This is a genomic window from Okeania sp. (assembly GCF_035285525.1).
Taxonomy (GTDB): domain Bacteria; phylum Cyanobacteriota; class Cyanobacteriia; order Cyanobacteriales; family Microcoleaceae; genus Trichodesmium.
Genome location: NZ_JAYKGW010000253.1, coordinates 1 through 19,588, shown reverse-complemented (window position 1 = coordinate 19,588; position 19,588 = coordinate 1). Strand labels below are relative to the sequence as shown.

The 19,588-nt window shown below is 33.3% G+C and carries 19 protein-coding genes; 12 read left to right on the top strand and 7 right to left on the bottom strand.

Annotated features, from left to right (window positions below; genetic code table 11):
• The 5 genes from VKJ25_RS23895 to VKJ25_RS23875 all read left to right on the top strand — a co-directional run.
• Positions 1-3,014, top strand: a 3,014-nt coding sequence (locus VKJ25_RS23895) for an O-linked N-acetylglucosamine transferase, SPINDLY family protein (protein WP_483143757.1), incomplete at its 5' end; no start/stop codon positions are given.
• 165 nt (positions 3,015-3,179) lie between these two features.
• Complete coding sequence (locus VKJ25_RS23890) at positions 3,180-3,374, top strand: hypothetical protein (RefSeq protein WP_324239153.1); 195 nt, start codon at positions 3,180-3,182, stop codon at positions 3,372-3,374.
• Positions 3,375-4,316: 942 nt separating this feature from the next.
• Complete coding sequence (locus tag VKJ25_RS23885) at positions 4,317-4,565, top strand: class I SAM-dependent methyltransferase (RefSeq protein WP_324239152.1); 249 nt, start codon at positions 4,317-4,319, stop codon at positions 4,563-4,565.
• A gap of 197 nt (positions 4,566-4,762) precedes the next feature.
• Positions 4,763-4,906 carry a hypothetical protein gene (locus VKJ25_RS23880; protein WP_324239151.1) on the top strand — a complete coding sequence of 48 codons (144 nt, stop codon included), beginning with the start codon at positions 4,763-4,765 and terminating at the stop codon, positions 4,904-4,906.
• 435 nt (positions 4,907-5,341) lie between these two features.
• Positions 5,342-5,863: a hypothetical protein gene (locus tag VKJ25_RS23875; RefSeq protein WP_324239150.1), complete on the top strand. Its 522-nt coding sequence runs from the start codon at positions 5,342-5,344 to the stop codon at positions 5,861-5,863.
• 259 nt (positions 5,864-6,122) lie between these two features.
• Here VKJ25_RS23875 and VKJ25_RS23870 read toward each other — a convergent pair whose 3' ends face one another.
• From VKJ25_RS23870 to VKJ25_RS23845, 6 genes are all read right to left on the bottom strand, one after another.
• Positions 6,123-6,404 carry a DUF3288 family protein gene (locus VKJ25_RS23870; RefSeq protein ID WP_324239149.1) on the bottom strand — a complete coding sequence of 94 codons (282 nt, stop codon included), beginning with the start codon at positions 6,402-6,404 and terminating at the stop codon, positions 6,123-6,125.
• Between the two features lie 652 nt (positions 6,405-7,056).
• Positions 7,057-7,635, bottom strand: a complete 579-nt coding sequence (locus tag VKJ25_RS23865) for a tetratricopeptide repeat protein (protein WP_324239148.1) — start codon at positions 7,633-7,635, stop codon at positions 7,057-7,059.
• A gap of 112 nt (positions 7,636-7,747) precedes the next feature.
• Complete coding sequence (hpxZ, locus tag VKJ25_RS23860; protein WP_324239147.1) at positions 7,748-8,086, bottom strand: oxalurate catabolism protein HpxZ; 339 nt, start codon at positions 8,084-8,086, stop codon at positions 7,748-7,750.
• A 201-nt stretch (positions 8,087-8,287) separates the two neighbouring features.
• A complete protein-coding gene (locus VKJ25_RS23855; protein ID WP_324239146.1) occupies positions 8,288-8,740 on the bottom strand; it encodes a DUF3531 family protein in 453 nt (150 codons plus the stop codon).
• 517 nt (positions 8,741-9,257) lie between these two features.
• Positions 9,258-10,268, bottom strand: coding sequence for a Sll0314/Alr1548 family TPR repeat-containing protein (locus VKJ25_RS23850; RefSeq protein WP_324239145.1), 1,011 nt, complete (start codon positions 10,266-10,268; stop codon positions 9,258-9,260).
• 1,148 nt (positions 10,269-11,416) lie between these two features.
• Positions 11,417-11,764, bottom strand: a complete 348-nt coding sequence (locus VKJ25_RS23845) for a histidine triad nucleotide-binding protein (protein ID WP_324239144.1) — start codon at positions 11,762-11,764, stop codon at positions 11,417-11,419.
• Positions 11,765-12,454: 690 nt separating this feature from the next.
• On the opposite strand from VKJ25_RS23845, the gene VKJ25_RS23840 reads away from it, so the two are divergent.
• The 6 genes from VKJ25_RS23840 to VKJ25_RS23820 all read left to right on the top strand — a co-directional run bounded on the left by VKJ25_RS23840 (position 12,455) and on the right by VKJ25_RS23820 (position 17,387).
• Positions 12,455-13,984: a YifB family Mg chelatase-like AAA ATPase gene (locus tag VKJ25_RS23840; RefSeq protein ID WP_324239143.1), complete on the top strand. Its 1,530-nt coding sequence runs from the start codon at positions 12,455-12,457 to the stop codon at positions 13,982-13,984.
• Positions 13,984-14,250: a hypothetical protein gene (locus tag VKJ25_RS23835; RefSeq protein ID WP_324239142.1), complete on the top strand. Its 267-nt coding sequence runs from the start codon at positions 13,984-13,986 to the stop codon at positions 14,248-14,250. Before VKJ25_RS23840 ends, VKJ25_RS23835 begins: the two co-directional genes overlap by 1 nt.
• 316 nt (positions 14,251-14,566) lie before the next feature.
• Positions 14,567-14,686, top strand: coding sequence for a DUF6888 family protein (locus VKJ25_RS24795; RefSeq protein WP_375340371.1), 120 nt, complete (start codon positions 14,567-14,569; stop codon positions 14,684-14,686).
• A gap of 127 nt (positions 14,687-14,813) precedes the next feature.
• On the top strand, positions 14,814-14,951 hold the full coding sequence (locus VKJ25_RS23830; protein WP_324239141.1) for a hypothetical protein: 138 nt from the start codon (positions 14,814-14,816) through the stop codon (positions 14,949-14,951).
• 65 nt (positions 14,952-15,016) lie between these two features.
• Positions 15,017-15,235: a type II toxin-antitoxin system Phd/YefM family antitoxin gene (locus VKJ25_RS23825; protein WP_324239140.1), complete on the top strand. Its 219-nt coding sequence runs from the start codon at positions 15,017-15,019 to the stop codon at positions 15,233-15,235.
• Between the two features lie 691 nt (positions 15,236-15,926).
• Positions 15,927-17,387 carry an FkbM family methyltransferase gene (locus VKJ25_RS23820; protein WP_324239139.1) on the top strand — a complete coding sequence of 487 codons (1,461 nt, stop codon included), beginning with the start codon at positions 15,927-15,929 and terminating at the stop codon, positions 17,385-17,387.
• Positions 17,388-17,788: 401 nt separating this feature from the next.
• On the opposite strand, the gene csaB is transcribed toward VKJ25_RS23820, so the two are convergent.
• Entirely contained in the window at positions 17,789-18,844 is a 1,056-nt protein-coding gene (gene csaB, locus VKJ25_RS23815) for a polysaccharide pyruvyl transferase CsaB (RefSeq protein ID WP_324239138.1), read from the bottom strand.
• Positions 18,845-19,042: 198 nt separating this feature from the next.
• Here csaB and VKJ25_RS23810 point away from each other — a divergent pair, with 198 nt between their 5' ends.
• Positions 19,043-19,357, top strand: coding sequence for a DUF2499 domain-containing protein (locus VKJ25_RS23810; protein ID WP_324239137.1), 315 nt, complete (start codon positions 19,043-19,045; stop codon positions 19,355-19,357).
• Positions 19,358-19,588: the final 231 nt, after the last annotated feature.

Sequence of the window (19,588 nt, the reverse complement as noted above, 5' to 3'; positions counted from 1 at the left end):
CAGAAGTATCTTTAAAATCTCAGTCATTAGATTCTAATAAATCTGGAGATATTGACTATATTGAATCTTCTTTGAGTCAGACAAAAAGTCAGCCAGAAGTATCTTTAAAATCTCAGTCATTAGAATCTAATAAATCTGGAGATATTTTCGCAAATAATTTATTGCTTTCTCTAGCAGAAGTAAATAAAGAAATTGAGTTTTATCAACAAAATCAGTTAGATAAATATGCTTTGGTGAAATTGCAAAAAATTAGAAAGCAAATTGCAGATTCTTGGTTAAATATAAATACCTTGGAAAATCTAAAAATTTCCTATTTAGGAGAAGTCGGTCAAATACACCAAGCTTTACTAAAAAGCAATATTAAAGATGAAACTTTAACCGAAACCGAGCAAAAGTTTGTCACTAAAATCAAAGCTAATATTGCTAAAAGATTTAACCAAGCTTTAGATATTAAATATCTTTTAGCAGCTATGCTTTACCGTCAAGCATATCAATTAGAAATTCAATACGAAAAAGCTCCAATTCCTAACTGGTTTGCTGCAGACTATTTAAAATTTATGTTTGCTGCTCCTCAACTTTTCCAACAAATAGGAGAAACAGATAATTTCTATCATTTTATGAATGACTGGTTGAGTTATGTTCATAATAATATTTCCACAAATCCCGACTCCGAAATATGGCAAGCGAGCGCTTCATTATTTCTGGAAAATTCTAATTGGATACCTCTATATTTTACGACTACGCCAAATTTAAAAAGTCTCTATATCAAACGGGCAGAAATTATTGAGTTTGCTCTGAAAAAACTTGGTTTACAGCTCAATTATTCTATGCCACCTCGACCTAATGAACGCCAAAAAATTCGTTTAGGAATTATCAAGGATCACTTTACTCCTCAGACAGAAACTTATTCTTTACTTCCAGTTTTTGAACATTTAGATCGGAGTAAATTTGAGATATTTCTCTATGCAATAAATTCTAACAAACATCCTTTAGAACAATATTGTCAAAGTCGTGCTGATAAATTTTTCCAACTACCAAAAGAATTAAAAAATCAAGTACAAACTATTCGTAACGATAATCTTGATATTCTCTTTTTCGGTTCCAATATTACTGCGATTACCAAAAATTCTACTTTACTAGCAACTTATCAATTAGCCAGAATCCAACTAACATCTATTAATTCTCCCACTACTACCGGGATGACCTCAATAGAATATTACATTTCTGGCAAATTAACTGCTCGGACCGAAACCACCCAAGAACAGTATACCGAAAAATTAGTCAACTTAGAAGGTTCCGGACTATGTTTCCGATATCCCATCGCCGAAACTCTTCCAGTCGTACAACCCCTCCGCTCTAGTTGGGGAGCAACCGACGAAACTACCATCTTTATTTCCGGGGCAAATTTCTACAAAATCATTCCCGAAATGCGTGAGACTTGGGCAAAAATTCTCAGTGCAGTGCCAAACTCCATTTTAGTCTTGTATCCCTTTAACCCCAACTGGACGAATTATTATCCAGTCGGACCTTTTATCAAACAAATGCGAAATACTTTAGAACGACACAACGTTAATACTAAAAGGTTAGTAGTTATTAAAGCATTGCCAAGTAAATCAGATATCAAAAAATGTTTAGAGTTAGCAGATATCTATTTAGACTCTTTCCCCTATGGTGGCGCAACTTCTTTAATAGATCCTTTAATGGTAGGAGTACCACCAGTTGTGGTGGAAGGAAATGCTTTAAGGTTTAGACAAGCGTCTGCTTTATTACGAGAAATTAATATGGAGGAGCTTATTGCTGATGGAGAAGAAAGTTATATTAATTTAGCGCTGAAGTTGGCAAATAATTCAGAATTTCGCCAACAAAAACGGGAAGAAATTCAAGAAAAAATGCAGCAAAATCCATCATTTTTAGACAGTCGTAGTTACTCTCTACAAATAGGTAAATTGTTCCAAGAATTATTTCAAAAATGGCAAAATATTCATCAACCAAAAACCATAGAATCAACAGAAGAAAAGTATTTAACTGCTGAATTTATAAATCGTTTAATAGGTTGTGTAAATCTCTATAAAATTGACCCGAACGATCAATATTTAATAGAAGAATTACGTCAACTTCGTAAACAAATAGCTGATTTTTGGTTAGATATACCTCCTGAGAAATTGGAAAATATTTATCAAGGAAAAATTAAACAAGCATATCTAATCTTATTAACAAGTGGGATTCAAAACGAAGCTCAAACCAAAGAAGAAGAGAAAGTTATGAAAAAATTAGCCGATAAAAGTATGGGTTTAACCGATCCTAAAGCTGTTAATGCACTTTTAGGGGGAATGCTATATTTTATTCCTGGTAAAATGTTAGTCAGAGATGCCAAAAATCGTTTGCCTAATTGGTTAATTAATGATTATCAACAGGTATTTGAAAGTAGAGAAGTTGCTCAGAAATTAGAAAGAGTTTTTCAAACTAAATCACCTCATTTTTCAGAAGATTCTATCCGTAGAGGTTTGTTCTCCAAACCCGGTTTGGAAAGCAAACCCCTACAAACTCCTGAATTTGTAACAGAAAATCAATCAGAAAGTTTAGATTCTGCTCATCAAAAGTTTTTGAATCAATTATTAGGAACTGTGAATCTTTATTATATAGATTCATCTGATGAATCTGTTATTAAAGAGTTGCGTCAACTGAGAAAACAAACTGCTGATTTTTGGATAAATTTAGAACCTCAAAAACTAGAAACTTTTTACTTAGGTGAAATGGGTAAAGCTTATCAAGCATTACTAAATAGTGGGATACAAAATCAATATTTAGTAGAAAGTGAACAGGAATTTTTACAACATTTAGCTACTCAACTTGCTCAAGGAATAGAAGCACCAAAATCTATCAATTATTTATTAGCAGCAATGTTATATTGTCGTCCTGAACAATTACGAATTGAAGATATAAATAAATTGCCTGAATGGTTATTTGGAGATTATCAAAAATTTGCCGGAAAAATATATAGCACTCCTAAATAACTTGTACAATTTGCTCGTAGGGGTTTGGTATCCAAATCCGTTCGCCCTTGGGTTTCGAGACCCAATCCTTACAGTTTTTTTCAACAGATGCCATTTCTTATAACTATAGCGATCGCAAATAATTTAATAAGATATTTAAGAATAATTAGGGTTTGCTGAAAAAGTATGAAAGCATTGACATTAATCATGGTTTTAGCAACTTTAGGTTTAGGTCGGGAAAAAGTACCAGCTTTTAGGTCAAAAAGGTTAAAAAAGTTAGCACATAAGGCTTACACAAGAGTAGAAAAATTAACAGACAATTCTTCTGTACGGACGTTGCATGCAACGTCCTTACTCTTCTATAACTCCCATTTCTCCTAACTCTTAACTACTCCCTCTTTTGGTCGATTGGATATGGTTAGGGAACCCATCCCTCCCACCCTTCAGGAAGTTTCACTTTTTCCTTCGGAATGCTTCGCTTTCCATGTCGCGCAGCGTTTTCCTAAGGTCATGCTCCGCAAACATGTCGGCTCAAGCACCGTTAGCGAAGCTTTGCGAAGCGCAAAAACGACCGCTACTCCCTACCTTAACCATCAGACTTTCCATACGCAAACCCTAATTACAGCAATCCATGAGGATGGTGAGGCACAGTTCAGGACTAATGTCTTTCCCCTAAACATTTAGATATTAAGTATCTTAGCCATATACCTTATATCCATTATTTTGTCAAATTAGAAAATTTATTGAATATTTGTACTTGCCTGAATTTTGTTTTTTTGAGCTTATTTTCTAACGCTCAAAATTGTTAAATTTGAAGTGTAATTAACGAAAATAGTTGGTTGTAGAGCTTTAAAGATTAATTTTTTCTCTGCTTTAGACACAACATTGGCACAATACCTTATGTACAAATTATGATACCAAATCTCTGAAATAACGCAAGCTCGTGAAATATTTTGTTACAATCTGGAAAAAACGAAACTAATTAAATTTAGAAAAACAATATCAAAACATAATTTAATTAGTAATAATTATATTACAGCACTTTTAAGGATGGTGAGGTACAGTCCAAGACTAATATCTTTTGTAAGCATTCAGCCGTGAGCTATCAGCTATCGGCTATTACTTTTAGTTTGTGATAAAAGCTTTTTCATTTGAGAATGAAGAATTACTATAAAAGCCAGTTTTCATGTCTATATTCGTTTCAATCTTCTTCTTAAGCTTGAGGTTTTTATTGCTGAATTGCGCAGTTACGACCCAGAAGGCTAACTGATAACTAATAACTTAATACTTATAATCTATTTATCTAAAGATGAACTTTTAACTATGAATAAATATACTAATGTCGCCGATTATTACGACAGTTTTACCGACTATTACGATCTTTTGATGACTCAAGAAAATTATGATTATCAAAGAATGGCTAATCAAGTCTATTCTTTGATGAAAGATGGTCAGAAAAAAATATTAGAATTGGGTGTAGGAACATTGACACTTGCTCCCGAAGCTGAATTTATAGGAGTAGATATTAGTTCATCAATGCTCAATATTGCCAGAAAAAGATTAGGAGAATAGGGAAAATTATTAGAGACAGATATCTATGATATGAACCTCCAAAAAAAACTTTTGATATTGCTGTTTCAAATAGAGGAGTTTGGGTAATAAGCAAAAGAGGCGATCGCTCTGACTTAAGAAATCATGCTAAGGATATTGATGAGGATATTAAGGGATTAATTAATGTTGCTAAACATCTGCGTCAAGGTGAGTTATTTTTGTTGAATATTCAGGGAGAACATCAAAGTTATCAAAAAAATCTCCCGACAGGAATTGTTGATTTTCAGGAGATAGAAAAAATTGCAGAAAATGATGAAATTGAATCCATTGAGAAAACTTATTTTTTTAAGAAAGATGGATAAATATTAGTTCAACAAACACTAAATTTTAATTATATTAAGGAGTGGAAAAAAGAAGAAATTATGGAACAAGCTGGATTTAATTTTGTTAGTGTTGATGAGAGTCAAAAGTTTCATGTTGATCGCAAAAAATAGGCAATAATTAATAATTAATAATTAAATAATTCGGGCCTTGAAGCCTCCCTTGAATAATGAATAATTAAACACAGCGTATTTCGAGCAAATGATGTACAAGGTAAATTGTGAGAATATTGTAGTGCGGACCGGAAAGCCCGTATGGGGGTGTACCTCATAACAACGGGAAGTGCTGTAATTATTGAATTATTAATTGTTTACTACTCCCTTTTAGGGAGAGGTAATTATTAATTGTTAATTGCTGAATCAGCATACTTCTGTTAATATAGCATAGATTAATTTGAGTAAATTTGATTAAATATTATGAGTGTTGTTGCAGCCAAAAAATATTCAGATCGCTTAATGTTTGCCTCGGATAGTATTCGAGTATGCGGTCATTTAAAAGAAAATTATCGTGTTACTGGAGATGAACAAGGCAAACTTTTTGAAATAAATGGTTTAGTTATTGGTGGTGTTGGTTTAATTATGGAATTAAGTTTTATGCAAATTTTTGCCAGAAATCATAAACCAGCAGCACCAACTGTAGAAGGTGTTTTAGATTTCATTGTTGAGTTTTATTCTTGGGCTAAATCTAAGGATGATTCTTTTTCCAAGAGAAATGATTATTTAATAGGAATAGAGGGAGAAATTTTCCGTGTTTGCGATAGTTATTTAGTCGAAAAAATTAATGAATTTGCAGCGATTGGAGCTGGAGAACATTTTGCTTTAACAGCAATGTATTTAGATAAAAATCCTCAAGAAGCTGTAGAAATTGCTAATGAATTATGTGTTTATTGTTCTCCTCCAATTAATATTATTACTAAACAGCTTAATGTTAATAGTTAAGTAGGGAGTAGGGAGCAGGGAATAGGGAGTAGTTTAGCCTCCAAATTGAAGCAAAACAAGGATTTGGAGACCAAATCTCTACGATAAAAAATTACAATCTATTTATAGCAGTTTTCCAGTCAATTAATCAGATTAAAAAAATGATAACTTTGTAGAGAAATTCTATGCAACTTCCCTACTTTGTGGTCTACTAAAATAAAAATACTGTTAGGATTAGCATATTTAAAGCTGATAACTGATAACTGATAACTAAAATGACTTAAAGCCAATCTTCTTGGTCAGTATTTTTCTGTTTATATGGTTGACCTTTCCGATGAATTTCACGAGTTTTTTCAAAGAGCTTTTCTTCAGTAAGTTCCCACTTTGTTAATACTTTTTCTAAGTCTTCCTGAATATCTTTTGCTCCAGGAAAACCTCGATAACGAATTTTTAATCTTGCTAATTCTGCTAAGTTGTAAGCAGTATCTTTTTCTGTTAATAAAGTATCAACTATTTGTCTATCTTTATTGTATTGGGGATGTTGTTGTTCTTCTGATTTCATATTAAGTAAGTAAGAAGGAAGGAAGAAGTAAGAAGGCAGAAGTAAGAAGGCAGAAGTAAGAAGGCAGAAGTAAAAAAAGCAGAAATAAGAAAAAAAAGAAGGAAGAAGTAAGAAGGAATATTTAGGACTGGCTGAATAAATATGAAAGCATTGATAGATAAAGTTTTTAGCAACTTGTTTGTTTTGTTGGAAAAAAGTACCAGCTTTGAGGTCAAGAATATGAAAAAAGTTAGGACAAAAGACTCAGTAGGACAGAAAAATTAAGAGACAATTCTGCCAACTAATTCCTCTATAACTCTTATTATTCCTGACTCTTAACTACTCCCTACTCCCTACTCCCTAAAAATAGCAAAAAGACTTTTCAGTAAACCCTATTTAATTTAAAGAGATTTAGCAAAACTAATTTTTTCTTATTAAGCAGGAAGTCAGAACGAAGTAATAATTAAAGTAATTTGACCAAACTAATTTTTTTTTCATTAAACAGGAAAGAAGAAAAATGATAAAGCACAATATAGTTTAGCTAAGACTAAAACTCATAAGAGATGGAACTATATATAGTAGCTCTTCAGATTATATAAATAAAAAAAATCCTTAACTTGATTCTACCATAAACTAATCAACTTTCTTTCCTTTTTTCTTCTTCCTTCTTCTTTTAACTTTCTAGACTATTCCACTTTTTAAAATTACTATCTTGATAATTATCAATTAAACTTGGTTGAATTTGTAAAGCTTTTTCTTGCAAATAAAATGCTTCATAAAATCTACCCTCTTCTTCTAAAACTTTGCTTAAATTCCAATAAGCTACTGCTAAATCAGGTTTAATTTTAATCGCTTTTCTGTAATTAATCATTGCCGTATCAATTTGCCCTTTTTTGTAAAACATACTTCCCAAATTGACAATAGCTTCAAAAAAATTAGGATTAATTTTTATTGCCAATGAATAAGCACGAATAGCAGCATCTATTTTATTTTGTGCTTGGAGAATATTTCCCAAAGTTTTATAAACTGGAGCAAAATTTGCTTGTTTTTTTAGAGCTTGCTGACACAGAGCGATCGCTTCCATAAAATTTCCTTGATTATAATAATTTTCTGCCAATTTATTAATAGCATTAACATCATCTTGTTCATCTTTTTCAGATTCTAATCCATCGTTTTTTACCACACTTAATTCAGTATGATTTTGAAGTTTATTATTTGCCAAAGTTTTTTGATATTGTAAATTTTGATTCATCTTTTAAAAACCACCTATCTCAAGCAAATTTTCCCCTTTGTTTCTTCCACCTTTTTCCTTCCTCCTTCTTCCTTCTTCTTTATAAGAAAGAAACATGAGCGCTCACAACTCGCTAACCAAAAGAAGTACGCATCGAAGTTTGACTTTGCCTACCCATCTTGCCAGTTTCTTGACGTTGAAATTCAGTATTTACTGTGGCAAAATCTTGACCATAACTTGTAATAACAGTATTCATTAAAACTCGTTCTAAATTAACTGTTCCACGAACTTTTCTAAAAGCTGATATTGCCTCATATCCATAAAGATTTTCATTAACTCCATAACGGATAGTGTGAAGAGTATGCCAAAATAATTCATCTAAAACATTAACATTATTACTCATCAAAGCAATTTCATATTGCTCAAATAATCCTTTTACCTCTGCCACAATATCAAGAATATTAATCTCCATTTTAATTATCCTCCTAATCAAAATATTCTTTAATAATTACAGTTTGCTTATGGAAAGCCTGATTATACCAATTTGAAAAAAGAAAGTTACAAATAGTTTCAAACTTTAGATGTCGAATAATTTACTTAAGTTATTGAATAATCAAAGTTTTGAGCTATGAAATCTTACTTTTTACTTTTGAACTCCGTGAAAAGGTATTACTTAATTATCATCATAAAAACCATCTTCATACCTATTTTCTGGTACAGGCCAATCTTGATTTTGACCACCAATAATCAATTTTTCTATTGTCACTAATTCTGCACTTAACTGTTGAAAACTATTCACCAAAATATCAATAGCTAAAGCATCGCTAGTTCCTAAATCAAACCAACAACGACCCCATAAACCTTCATATTCCAAATCTCCCATATTGTGCATAACAGCCATCATACTTTGACCTGCCATTTCCTGACTATATTCCATATAACTAATCTCGACTCCTGCTTCTTGAACTTGTAAATTTTCAGAATTAAACCCACCCAATTTTCCCAATAAAAACCAAGAATCAAATAATTCTTCTATGTAATGTTTTTCTGCCAGAGAAGGAATAGTATTAAACTCTAACCAAATCCAGACATCAAAAGGATTAAATTCGCGAAATTGTACTTCCATAAATATTTAAGTAGTTATGCAAAATAGATTTTTTTAGCACAGACATTTTGCTTGTTATAGCTGTACCAAACCGTTAATGAATATTCTATAACAATTAATATTATAGAACTGCTAAAGTTATTTAAAATGACGTAAGCATGCAGCTATTAGTATTTCCTACGGAATGCTCCGCCAACAGCATTTAGATTTTTTCAAGAATCAAACAATTCTAAGGTTAGTTGATGACTAATTTTATTTATTATTTTTACTTTATCGTTATGAGGTTAATTCCTTTTTTAGTGTGATAATAAGTTAATAAATCAAAGCTAATAGCTGATATCTGAATGGTTACAAAATGCCGAAAATTGCTGATAATTCCTTCTTTCAAACCAGAGGTAATGATATAGCATTTTCCAGAATCGTAAGGTAAATCTATTTCTATTTTTATCCTATTCTCTATTCCCTTTTCCCAGTTAAGTGTTCCCTACAACTCAGAATTTTATACCTCACAAGTATGGGAGTTGCTATAACTAATAAATTAATTAATAACAGGTAATTCTGAGGGTCCCCATGTGCCTAAACCATCTCTAATTTCATCTCGCATCGGGTCGCAAGGTCGTTTTCCTTGATCTATATTATTAAGATTTTTACAGTGTTCAAAAAATATTTGTGCTACCAAACGTCTTGGCATTTGGTTTGACTTTGCCAAAGCTATATTAAAATGTTTCCTAGCTTTTTTTCTCAGAGATAAATCGTTATTTTTATCCTTAGCTTGAGACACTAAAATTTGTGCTTTTAGGTACCGTACCTCTGGATTTTCAGGAACTTTTGATATAGTTTTATCTATATATTCCAAAGCATTTTTCAGATCATCTAAATCTCGATAAGCTAAAGCTAACCCCCGGTAAACTAAATGCTCAGGATAAGCCTTTTCCTCTAATGTTTCTATGGCTTTAGCAGGGTCAAAAAATGGTAAATTTACTGCTAACATTAAATCCATATATCCTTTCAGCAAATTCAATTCTGGGTCTGATGAATTTATTCTTTCTGCTGCCTCAAAATGACTAAAAACTTCTTGAAGTTTTTCTAAAGCTTTTGGCGCTCCTTTTAACGGACCTTCAGTAGATACAATATAACCACCTTCTAGAAAGTGACCAGTTGCAGCGTAAATATTACCACGAACAGGATTAATTTCTATTAAATTTTCTCCTGCTTCAATAGTTTTTTCAGCATATAACTTTAGTAATTCCCAATTTTCATCCAGGTAATATAAAGAAGATATCATGGCATAAACCAGAGGCTCATCCATATCTTCAGATTCAGCCATTTTTAAATAATTTTGTGCTTGTTTATAATCTCCTTTTTCAAACATAGCCTGAAAAGCTGCTTCAGTTTTTTCTCCTATTTCAATTTGATTTTCTTGACGAAATGGGTCTCCTATTACTGGAGTTATCCAAAAGTTTAAACTGACTAAAGTAGCACTAGAAAAAACTGATATTTGTTTCCATACTGGAAATTTTTTGTGCCAATAAAATAAAGTTTTTAGCATAATTTATATTGAGTTAGGGAGTAGGGAATAGGGAGTAGGGAGTAGGGAGTATAATTCTTCAGAAAAGAGGTATGGAGGCAATAGGAAAAAGTGATTCATATTGATTGATTCGTGTACAAAATTAAAAAGTTTTTCGGGAGTAGGGAATAGGGAGTAGGGAGTATAATTCTTCAGAAAAGAGGTATAGAGGCAATAGGAAAAAGTGATTCATATTGATTCATTCGTGTACAAAATTAAAAAGTTTTTCGGGAGTAGGGAATAGGGAGTAGGGAGTATAATTCTTCAGAAAAGAGGTATAGAGGCAATAGGAAAAAGTGATTCATATTGATTCATTTGTGTACAAAATTAAAAAGTTTTTCGGGAATAGGGAGTAGGGAGTAGACTTCTTCAGAAAAGAGGTATAGAGGCAATAGGAAAAAGTGATTCATATTGATTCGTGTACAAAATTAAAAAGTTTTTAGGAAATAGGGAAGGGAAAATAGGTTAGGGAATCAACAGAATATGTAATTAGGGTTTGCCGAATCAAGCCTTTTTGTGATTGGCAGAGAATAGGGAGTCGTTAAGAGTCTAAAGGAATAGGAATTTATAGAGTAGGTAATCAGAAAAATCAAGGGATAATTTTTCTGGCTAAATCTTGCCCAAATACTAACTTTTTTATTTTTCAGGAACCGTGCCTTGTCAGGCAAAAATATGGTACTTTTTTTGACGTAAAAATACCAAAACTTTTATCTGTCAATGTTCCTATATTTAATCAGCAAACCCTAATTAATTTTGCTTATGCACTTAACATAGCAATTTTAAATTGGTTGTGACAGTTTTTATAATAGTTAATTCTTGAAAATTTTGAATTCTGATTCCTAACTACCACTAAAATATGACAACCTATTTAGGATTGCTATAGGTTGTCATATTTTATTGTAGGCGTTTGGTCTCCAAATCCCTATATTTGTTGTGCGCCTAATTAAAAGCACAAGCCTTATTACTTATGATTTATGACTTGCTAAGACCCATTAAAAATGGGTCTTAGCTGATCAAAATAATTGGGTATAAAACCCGGCCTTAATCGACGAAACGTTTTTGGAGAGTTACTCAAATCTCCGTGACAGAAACAACTTCTGATTTATGAATTATGACTTCGTTAATTAGCCTTAGCCTGGAGGCCACTCCATCTGACGACCTCCAAGAACATGAAGATGTAGATGAAATACAGTTTGACCACCTTCGTGCCCATTATTAATCACCACACGATAGCCATTTTGTATTCCTTGTTCTTCTGCAACTCGCTTTGCAGTTAATAATAAATGTCCCATCAAAGTGTAGTCTTCAGGTACAGCATCAGCTAACTTAGGAATAGGCTTTTTAGGAATTACCAAAATGTGAATAGGAGCTTGAGGATTAATATCTCTGAAAGCTAAAGCCATATCATCCTCATAAACAATGTCCGCTGGAATCTCCCGCCGGATAATCTTACTGAAAATAGTGTCTTGTTCGCTCATTTATCTATATTATAAATAACTCTATACAAATTTAAACTTCCGTGGGGGGAAGTCCCCCGCTCTTCCGCTTTGGCTGTCGCCGATATATTGGCGTAGCACTCCGTCAGGAAAAGGCCGAGCCTAGTGGCAGCTATCAGGGGAGTGAAGTAATTAGAAAGTCAGGGTCAACGCTGGGATACCTCCATATCCTAAAGGTTCCACTCCCCCTTGACAAACAAGAAGTATTTTATTATCATACCTATGATTTATCTAAAGTCAACAAATAGAGGGGGAGGACATCACCTTTCTCTGTCAAAACAGCCGTCAGGGTTTCCCCAGACTGAACAATCCCTTGTTGTCTAGTTAAAGATCAGGTCGGGGGCTAGAATACAAGTGTCAATGGTACGGTTCAGAGTTAGTAGTAGTCAGATTTTTTCCATGATCAAAGACTTGTTTAAACTGTGGTCATGTTCAGGATATGCCCTTGCATTTGAGAACTTATGACTGACCAGAATCTGGTAGGTCAATAGATAGAGATTTAAACGCCAGTATCAATTTGAGAGATGCGGTTGGGGAAGACCCGTCAATGCTTGTGGATGAGTAACCGCCGACGGCCTCAGTTGCAGCAGGAAGTAAAAATTAAAATGTCACTCCGACAATGAGGTTTTATATCGGTTTTATGAAGCAGCAGTATGTCAAGAATAAACGAATATGTTAGCTAGAGTCTGGAGTGCATCAATAATTGGCATTGAGGCCGTAAAAGTGGGTGTGGAAGTCGATGTATCTGGGGGTTTGCCAAAAGTTGTAGTTGTAGGATTGCCAGATGCAGCGGTTCAAGAGTCCAAGGAAAGGGTCAAAGCCACCCTAAAAAATTGTGGTTATGCTTTCCCGATGCGGAAAATTTTGGTTAATCTCACTCCGGGAGATTTACGGAAGGAGGGTCCGAGTTTTGACTTACCTATTAGTGTAGGAGTTTTGGCAGCCTCAGACCAGGTGAATGCAGATTTATTGGCAGACCATATATTTTTGGGAGAAGTTTCTCTGGATGGCAGTTTGCGACCAGTGGCTGGAGTTTTGCCTATTGCTGCTGCTGCCAAAAAAATGGGAATTACTGGTTTAGTTGTACCTGCTGCTAACGCTAAGGAAGCAGCGGTGGTGAAGGGGTTATCAGTTTATGGATTTGATAATATTTTTGATGTTACTGATTTTTTGAATAATCCGACTAGCTTTTCTCCTGTAGAAATAGATACTGCTGAAATTTTAGCAAAGCAAGAGTTTACAGGTTTAGATTTAAAGGAAGTGAAAGGACAACATCATGCTCGTCGCGCTCTGGAAATAGCTGCTGCGGGGGGGCACAATTTAATTTTTGTCGGACCTCCTGGTAGTGGGAAAACGATGTTGGCAAGACGTTTACCAGGAATATTGCCTCCCTTGAGTTTTGAGGAAGCGTTGGAAGTGACTCAAATTTATTCAGTGGCGGGGTTATTGAAAGATAGGGGAAGTTTGGTGAGCGATCGCCCGTTTCGCGCTCCCCATCATTCGGCATCAGGACCATCTTTGGTAGGTGGAGGCAGTTTTCCGCGACCAGGAGAAATTTCTTTATCTCACAGAGGGGTGTTATTTTTAGATGAGTTAACAGAATTTAATCGCAATGTTTTGGAATATTTGCGTCAACCATTGGAAGATGGGGTGGTGACAATATCTCGGACTAAACTTTCAGTGGAGTTTCCCGCTCAGTTTACTTTGGTAGCGAGTACCAACCCTTGTCCGTGCGGTTATTATGGAGATTCTATTCAACCATGTACTTGTTCGCCTCGACAACGGGAACAATATTGGGGAAAACTTTCAGGACCTTTGATGGATAGAATTGATTTACAGGTGATGGTGAGTCGCTTGAAACCAGAGGAAATTACGAGACAGGATACTGGGGAAAGTTCGTTAGATGTGAGAGAAAGGGTGAGGGTGGCACGCGATCGCGCTCGACATCGGTTTCAGGATGAGACAGGTTTAAGTTGTAATGCGCAGATGCAAAGTCGTCATTTTCGGAAGTGGTGTCAGTTGGATGATAGTAGTCGGAGTTTGTTGGAGGGGGCGATCCGAAAATTGGGGTTGTCAGCGAGAGCGAGCGATCGGATATTGAAAGTGGCGAGGACTATTGCTGACTTAGCAGGGGATGAGGAGTTGAAACCGGGTTATGTTGGCGAGGCGATCCAGTATCGGACTATCGATCGGATGAAATAATGAAAAAAACAATGGTTAATCAAATGAGAAAAAATCCCTATCTTATAACTTTGTTTATAACTATATCTTTAGTATTTTTACTAGAAATATTCTTCAATAACATTGCCAAAGTTAATGCACAAAAGTATGAAAATTTTCCATCTAGCTATGTTGGTGTTTGGGAAGGTTCTGGTATTCAAAATACAGGTAGAGAGTGGTCAATTTTTCTAGCACTAATTCCGGGACAAATTGATTCTATTGTTGGAACCATTGCTTATCCTTCTTGAAGATGCGGAGGTGAATTAACACTTCAGAAACTTACAGATGAAAAGATTGAATTATTTGAAAATATTACCTATGGAAAATCATCTTGTGTGAATCGAGGGTATGTTAAACTTGAGTTTGTTTCTAGAAGAAAATTGAACTATTACTACAAAAATCAAACTGGCGATGAAAACTACACAGCTAGTGGTATTGTTAGAAAAGTTAGTAGTAATTAAACCTAAATTAATAGTAACAGAATAATAAAAGGTAGGAGATAAACAAACTTACCAACTGGTGAACAAAGCATCAGATCTGTCATACTTTGTCAATCTTTAACTAATACATTCACTCCTAATTTCTATTGTTAGTTTAGACGAACGAACAGGGAATTTATTGATCTTAGCAGGAGATAATATAGAAATAGAAATACATCAGGATGATACTTGGAAATTATTATGATCAAGCCAGATTTTAATAACATGAATAAAGCTAAAATTTAGAGCTTATGTTATTGATAATCCTAATGATAAAGCAGCATTTTATATATTTGTTGTTCCCTTGATATAGAATCCGGTTACAAGTGTATATGTTCATCATTTTATCTACACTTCAATCTCCCCATCTCCCACAACTATATAACGAGTATTCAACCGGATTTTATATTACTTCTGAAGCTGCAACAGAGACTTTTGATATTCCGAAATCAATTCCTGAAGTTGAATAAATTGATATTTTTATCAGACAAAAATTAGAACAATTCAAAAAAAATTAGAAGGAAAAATCATAGCTATGATTAATCTAAATATAGATGAAATTGAAGAAAACTTTTCAGAGTTTATTAAACTAATTCAAGAAGGTAATAGCTTAATCATTACTCAAGCTAATAAACCTATTGCTGAAGTCAAACCAATTTCTACAAATCAACAGCAAAAACAACCTCGTCCTCTTGGTTTGTGTGAAGGTGAATTTGTTGTACCAGATGACTTTAACTATCCTCTTCCTGAATAAATTATTAACCTGTTTACTAATCCATGAAAATGCTTTTAGATACTCATATATTTCTCTGGTTTATTACTAAAAGTAAATGACTTTAAGGAAAATGTTATGATGCTATTAGTAATTAAAATAATGAAATCTATCTTAGTGTAGTTTCTGTTTGGGAAGCGATGATTAAATATCAATTATAAAAATTACCATTACCAGAATCCCGGGAAACTTATCTTCCCAAACAACGTCAAAAACATTCAATTTCTAGTTTATCTATTGATGAAATTACGATTACTGAATTAGCTAAACTACCTCCTTTAAATAACGATCCGTTTGACGGTTTTTTGCTTTGTCAATCTTGAGAACACGACTAAATAATTATGACAGAAGATCGAGCAATTATTTCTTATCCCATAGCTAATATTTTTAGATGAAGTAAATTAAATAAGGAGTAAACCAATACCATAAAGACAATTTACGAATATGTGACTAATTAAGTTAAAGATAATCTCAATAAAACTGACCAACTATTGCTAACCCCTGTGAACCCATTCCCCATCTCCCGACCTAATTTTATAGCTCCGGTTAGGAGTTCTATACAACAGAAGAATATTTCACTTCCATGGCATATTTTTAGTTTTTTTTCCTGACGACGTTTTTTTCTGATGACTATGTTATCGTAAATAGATAAATTTATCTTCGTATTTAAACTATGAAACTAGAGAGAACGCAAATTCAAAAACTAGAACTGTTTCTGGAAAGAATTAAAAATGATACCTATCCCGAACCCCCAACCAAACTTCATAGTCAAGTAACTCAACAAATGTTTCATGTATGTTTGAAACAAATCTCTTTACCACCCGCAGCCAAAATATTAGATGTTGGTTGCGGTCAAGGTGTAGCTTTGGAAATATTTCAAAAACATGGTTTTACTCCTATTGGAATTACTTTAAACACCGAAGATGTAGCTATTTGCCAACAAAAAGGTTATGAAGTCTATCAAATGGATCAATCATTTCTAGAGTTTCCAGATAACTATTTTGATTTTGTTTGGTGTCGCCATTGTTTAGAACATAGTATTTTCCCATATTTTACTTTGCAGGAAATTTCTAGAGTCATTAAACCTGAAGGTTATTTGTATATAGAAGTACCTGCTCCGGATACTAGCTGCAAACATCAAACTAATAGAAATCATTATAGTGTATTAGGAAAAAGTATGTGGCTAGATTTAATTAAAAGAAGTGGATTTGAGACTTTAAAAGTATTAGATATTAATTTTAATGTGCCTGCTGGTCCTGATGTTTATTGGGCAATGATTCATCAGAAAAGTAGTTCTAATATAATTTCCGAAAATGATATAAAAACTATCAGTATTAAATGGCAATCTAATTCTAAGAATCAAGAAATTAAGCTTTCTCTAGACTCTAATAAATTCACCCAAAAACTGATGCTTGAATGTTTTAAAAAAGGGCAAACTTATGAGTCGGAAATTTTTGAATTACTTTGTCGATTTCTGAGAACAAATGATTGTTTTATTGATATTGGCGCTCATATTGGATATTATTCGATTTTGGCTGCAAAAATAGTGGGAAATAAAGGGAAAGTATTTGCTTTTGAGCCAGAATTATCAAATTATCAAAAAATATTAGAAAATATAAATCTTAATAGTCTAAATAATATCAAACTATTTAATATGGCGGTGGGTTCAGAAACTAAAGAAACACAAATATTTGTAAATCAAGATAATGATGGCGGTCATGCTCTGTGGGATGTAGGTCAACATCCATTTAATTATAAAAGTTTGCATAATCAAACAATGCAAAATACTCAACTATCTAAACTAGATAATATTCTTAGTCAAGCTGGGGATATTACTAATTTAAAAATGATCAAAATTGATACTGAAGGCGCAGAACTTAATGTGATTAAAGGAGCAGTAAATACAATTAGTCAATATAATGTTCCATATATTATTTGTGAGATTAATAGGTTTGGTTTAGAAAGAATGGGAACTAATGAAACTGAACTCCGGAAGTTTATGAATTTTTTGGATTATGAAACTTATTTACTTACTTCAAACAGTAGTAATTCGTTAGTTAAGTTACCTGTTGGTAAGTATCATAAAACATCCCATGTTTTTAACGTTTTATTTAAGAAAGAGAGTAGAGAGTAGGGAGTAGGGAACAACATTTTTTTTGGGTTTTTCTTTCCATGCTTTGCTTTGCAAAAAAGTTCGCTAAAAATTAATTAAACCTATATCTATGGGGCTAGAAAAATTGAGGTAGGGACGTTGCATATAACGTCCCTAGAAAGTAAAGATCAGAAAGTTTAGAATTTTTGACAAATAGACATTTCTAATAATAAGGAATAACATGAATTATCACACATAATTCATAGATTATTTGTAAGCATTCAGCTATCAGCTATTATTTTTAGTACACCGCAATAAAAGCTTGATAAATATTGCTACCAAAGCAGGTTTCATTAACCTTAGATATATATTCATTTAAACAATATTTAAGAGAGAAAAGTCTTGTTGCTGATATCTGACAGCTAATAGCTAAATGCTTAGGATTATTTCCTATTCCCTATTCCCTCCAAAACAGAATGTAATACTTCTTGATGAATCAGCGATCGCTCCCGAAAAAATTCTATTTTATCTAACAATAAAGCTTCCCCATTCGCATAATTATCAATCCAAATTTGACTAATTAAATTTGCATCTTCTGGCAATTTTGATAACTCCCATCCAGGGATTTTCAAATCAGTCATTAACTGACTAACTTTCGGATCGTAACTAATAGCAAAACAACGACATTTCTCTGCAGCTCCCATAATTAAACTGTGGAAACGCATACCTATTACCATTTCCACTTCTCCAAAAACTCCCTTCAAAACTCTAGGGTTTTCTATAGTTAAAATCTGGCTATGATCAGGCAATTTTTGATGAATAAATTCAGCAATTTTTAAATCTTTTATTGGTTGAAAAGGCAATAACAAAATAAACGCTTCAGTTGCCTTTTGAAAATCAATTAAAGCTTGAGTTAAAATTTCTAAACGTGAGGGAGTAAGTTGAGGATGGGGTCTGAAACTCACCGCTACTTTGGGTGTAGGTAAATTTTCCAGACCAGGGAAAGGGGAAGTTTCTAAAGCCCAAACAGGATCAGGAGCTAAAGTAAAAGGAATATCCCACTTAGTAACTATTTTTGCCGAACGTCCATCCCTCACACTAACTGCTGTACAACCTTGAAAACATTGTTTGGCCAAAAATTGGGTAATGGGATGATTTAAAGGCCCTATTCCTTGTGCCCAAGCAATAGTTTTTAAGCCCATTTTTTGAGCTATTCCCATTAATCCAGCATAATAAAAAGGACTAGCAAGACTGGTAGCATCTTGAATAAGACTGCCACCCCCCCAGATAAAAATATCCGAACGTCTCATTGCTTGGAGAATAGTAAAAGTATTAAGGCGATCGCCTGCTTGAACTCCATAACGTTTTTCTGTTTCGGAGGGGTTGCCAGACAAAACATAAGGTTGAATATTATTAGGCAACATTTGTAGTAAAGATGCTAATAATGCTTCATCTCCACCATTTCCTTTGCCGTAGTAACCACATAAAATTACCCGCATTTGTTTGAGTTATTTCCTATTTTGATTTAACCTAATAAAAGAGGATAAATTAGTAATTAGCAATTAGCAATCAGCAGTAAAAGTTTAGAATTAGATTTAAACATTTCCTAAACTTTCTATTTTATAGAAACCAAGGATTTAAAGAGATGCTAAAAGCTAATAGCTAGTTAATAGTTAAAAATTTAGATTTTTTTAGATATGCACGCTTTATCAATTCCTACTTGGATTATTCATATTTCTAGTGTTATAGAATGGATAGCTGCCATCTGGTTTATTTCACTTTATGGTAATGTTACCAACAATCGTGTTTGGTATAGTTTATCTTTTGCTATGTTACCTGCATTAGTTAGTGCTATGTGTGCTTGTACTTGGCATTATTTTGATAACGACCCTAATTTAGAATGGTTAGTTACTCTCCAAGCATCAATGACTTTATTGGGAAATTTTACCTTATTAATTGCTGCTTGGTGGATATTTTCTGATAGTAAAAAGGGAGTAATAGATAATGAATAATGAAGAATTAATAATGAAGAATTAATAATGAAGAATTAATAATGAAGAATTAATTTATTGTAGGAGCAGGTTTAATCAGAGGTTTCCCTGTTTTATCTCAGATTTATCTAAACCAGCCCTCTTTTCTACAACATCAAAATAATGAATAATTAATAATTATGTAGGGGCGGGTTGAATCAGAGATTTCCATATTTCATCTCAGATTTATCTAAACCAGCCCTCTTTTCTACA

Excerpts from the sequence above, each read along its gene's own strand:
- VKJ25_RS23890 (WP_324239153.1), top strand. The coding sequence starts at position 3,180 with ATGAAAGCATTGACATTAATCATGGTTTTAGCAACTTTAGGTTTAGGT.
- VKJ25_RS23885 (WP_324239152.1), top strand. The coding sequence starts at position 4,317 with ATGAATAAATATACTAATGTCGCCGATTATTACGACAGTTTTACCGAC.
- VKJ25_RS23875 (WP_324239150.1), top strand. The coding sequence starts at position 5,342 with ATGAGTGTTGTTGCAGCCAAAAAATATTCAGATCGCTTAATGTTTGCC.
- VKJ25_RS23870 (WP_324239149.1), bottom strand. The coding sequence starts at position 6,404 with ATGAAATCAGAAGAACAACAACATCCCCAATACAATAAAGATAGACAA.
- VKJ25_RS23865 (WP_324239148.1), bottom strand. The coding sequence starts at position 7,635 with ATGAATCAAAATTTACAATATCAAAAAACTTTGGCAAATAATAAACTT.
- hpxZ (WP_324239147.1), bottom strand. The coding sequence starts at position 8,086 with ATGGAGATTAATATTCTTGATATTGTGGCAGAGGTAAAAGGATTATTT.
- VKJ25_RS23855 (WP_324239146.1), bottom strand. The coding sequence starts at position 8,740 with ATGGAAGTACAATTTCGCGAATTTAATCCTTTTGATGTCTGGATTTGG.
- VKJ25_RS23850 (WP_324239145.1), bottom strand. The coding sequence starts at position 10,268 with ATGCTAAAAACTTTATTTTATTGGCACAAAAAATTTCCAGTATGGAAA.
- VKJ25_RS23845 (WP_324239144.1), bottom strand. The coding sequence starts at position 11,764 with ATGAGCGAACAAGACACTATTTTCAGTAAGATTATCCGGCGGGAGATT.
- VKJ25_RS23840 (WP_324239143.1), top strand. The coding sequence starts at position 12,455 with ATGTTAGCTAGAGTCTGGAGTGCATCAATAATTGGCATTGAGGCCGTA.
- VKJ25_RS23835 (WP_324239142.1), top strand. The coding sequence starts at position 13,984 with ATGAAAAAAACAATGGTTAATCAAATGAGAAAAAATCCCTATCTTATA.
- VKJ25_RS23830 (WP_324239141.1), top strand. The coding sequence starts at position 14,814 with ATGTTCATCATTTTATCTACACTTCAATCTCCCCATCTCCCACAACTA.
- VKJ25_RS23825 (WP_324239140.1), top strand. The coding sequence starts at position 15,017 with ATGATTAATCTAAATATAGATGAAATTGAAGAAAACTTTTCAGAGTTT.
- VKJ25_RS23820 (WP_324239139.1), top strand. The coding sequence starts at position 15,927 with ATGAAACTAGAGAGAACGCAAATTCAAAAACTAGAACTGTTTCTGGAA.
- csaB (WP_324239138.1), bottom strand. The coding sequence starts at position 18,844 with ATGCGGGTAATTTTATGTGGTTACTACGGCAAAGGAAATGGTGGAGAT.
- VKJ25_RS23810 (WP_324239137.1), top strand. The coding sequence starts at position 19,043 with ATGCACGCTTTATCAATTCCTACTTGGATTATTCATATTTCTAGTGTT.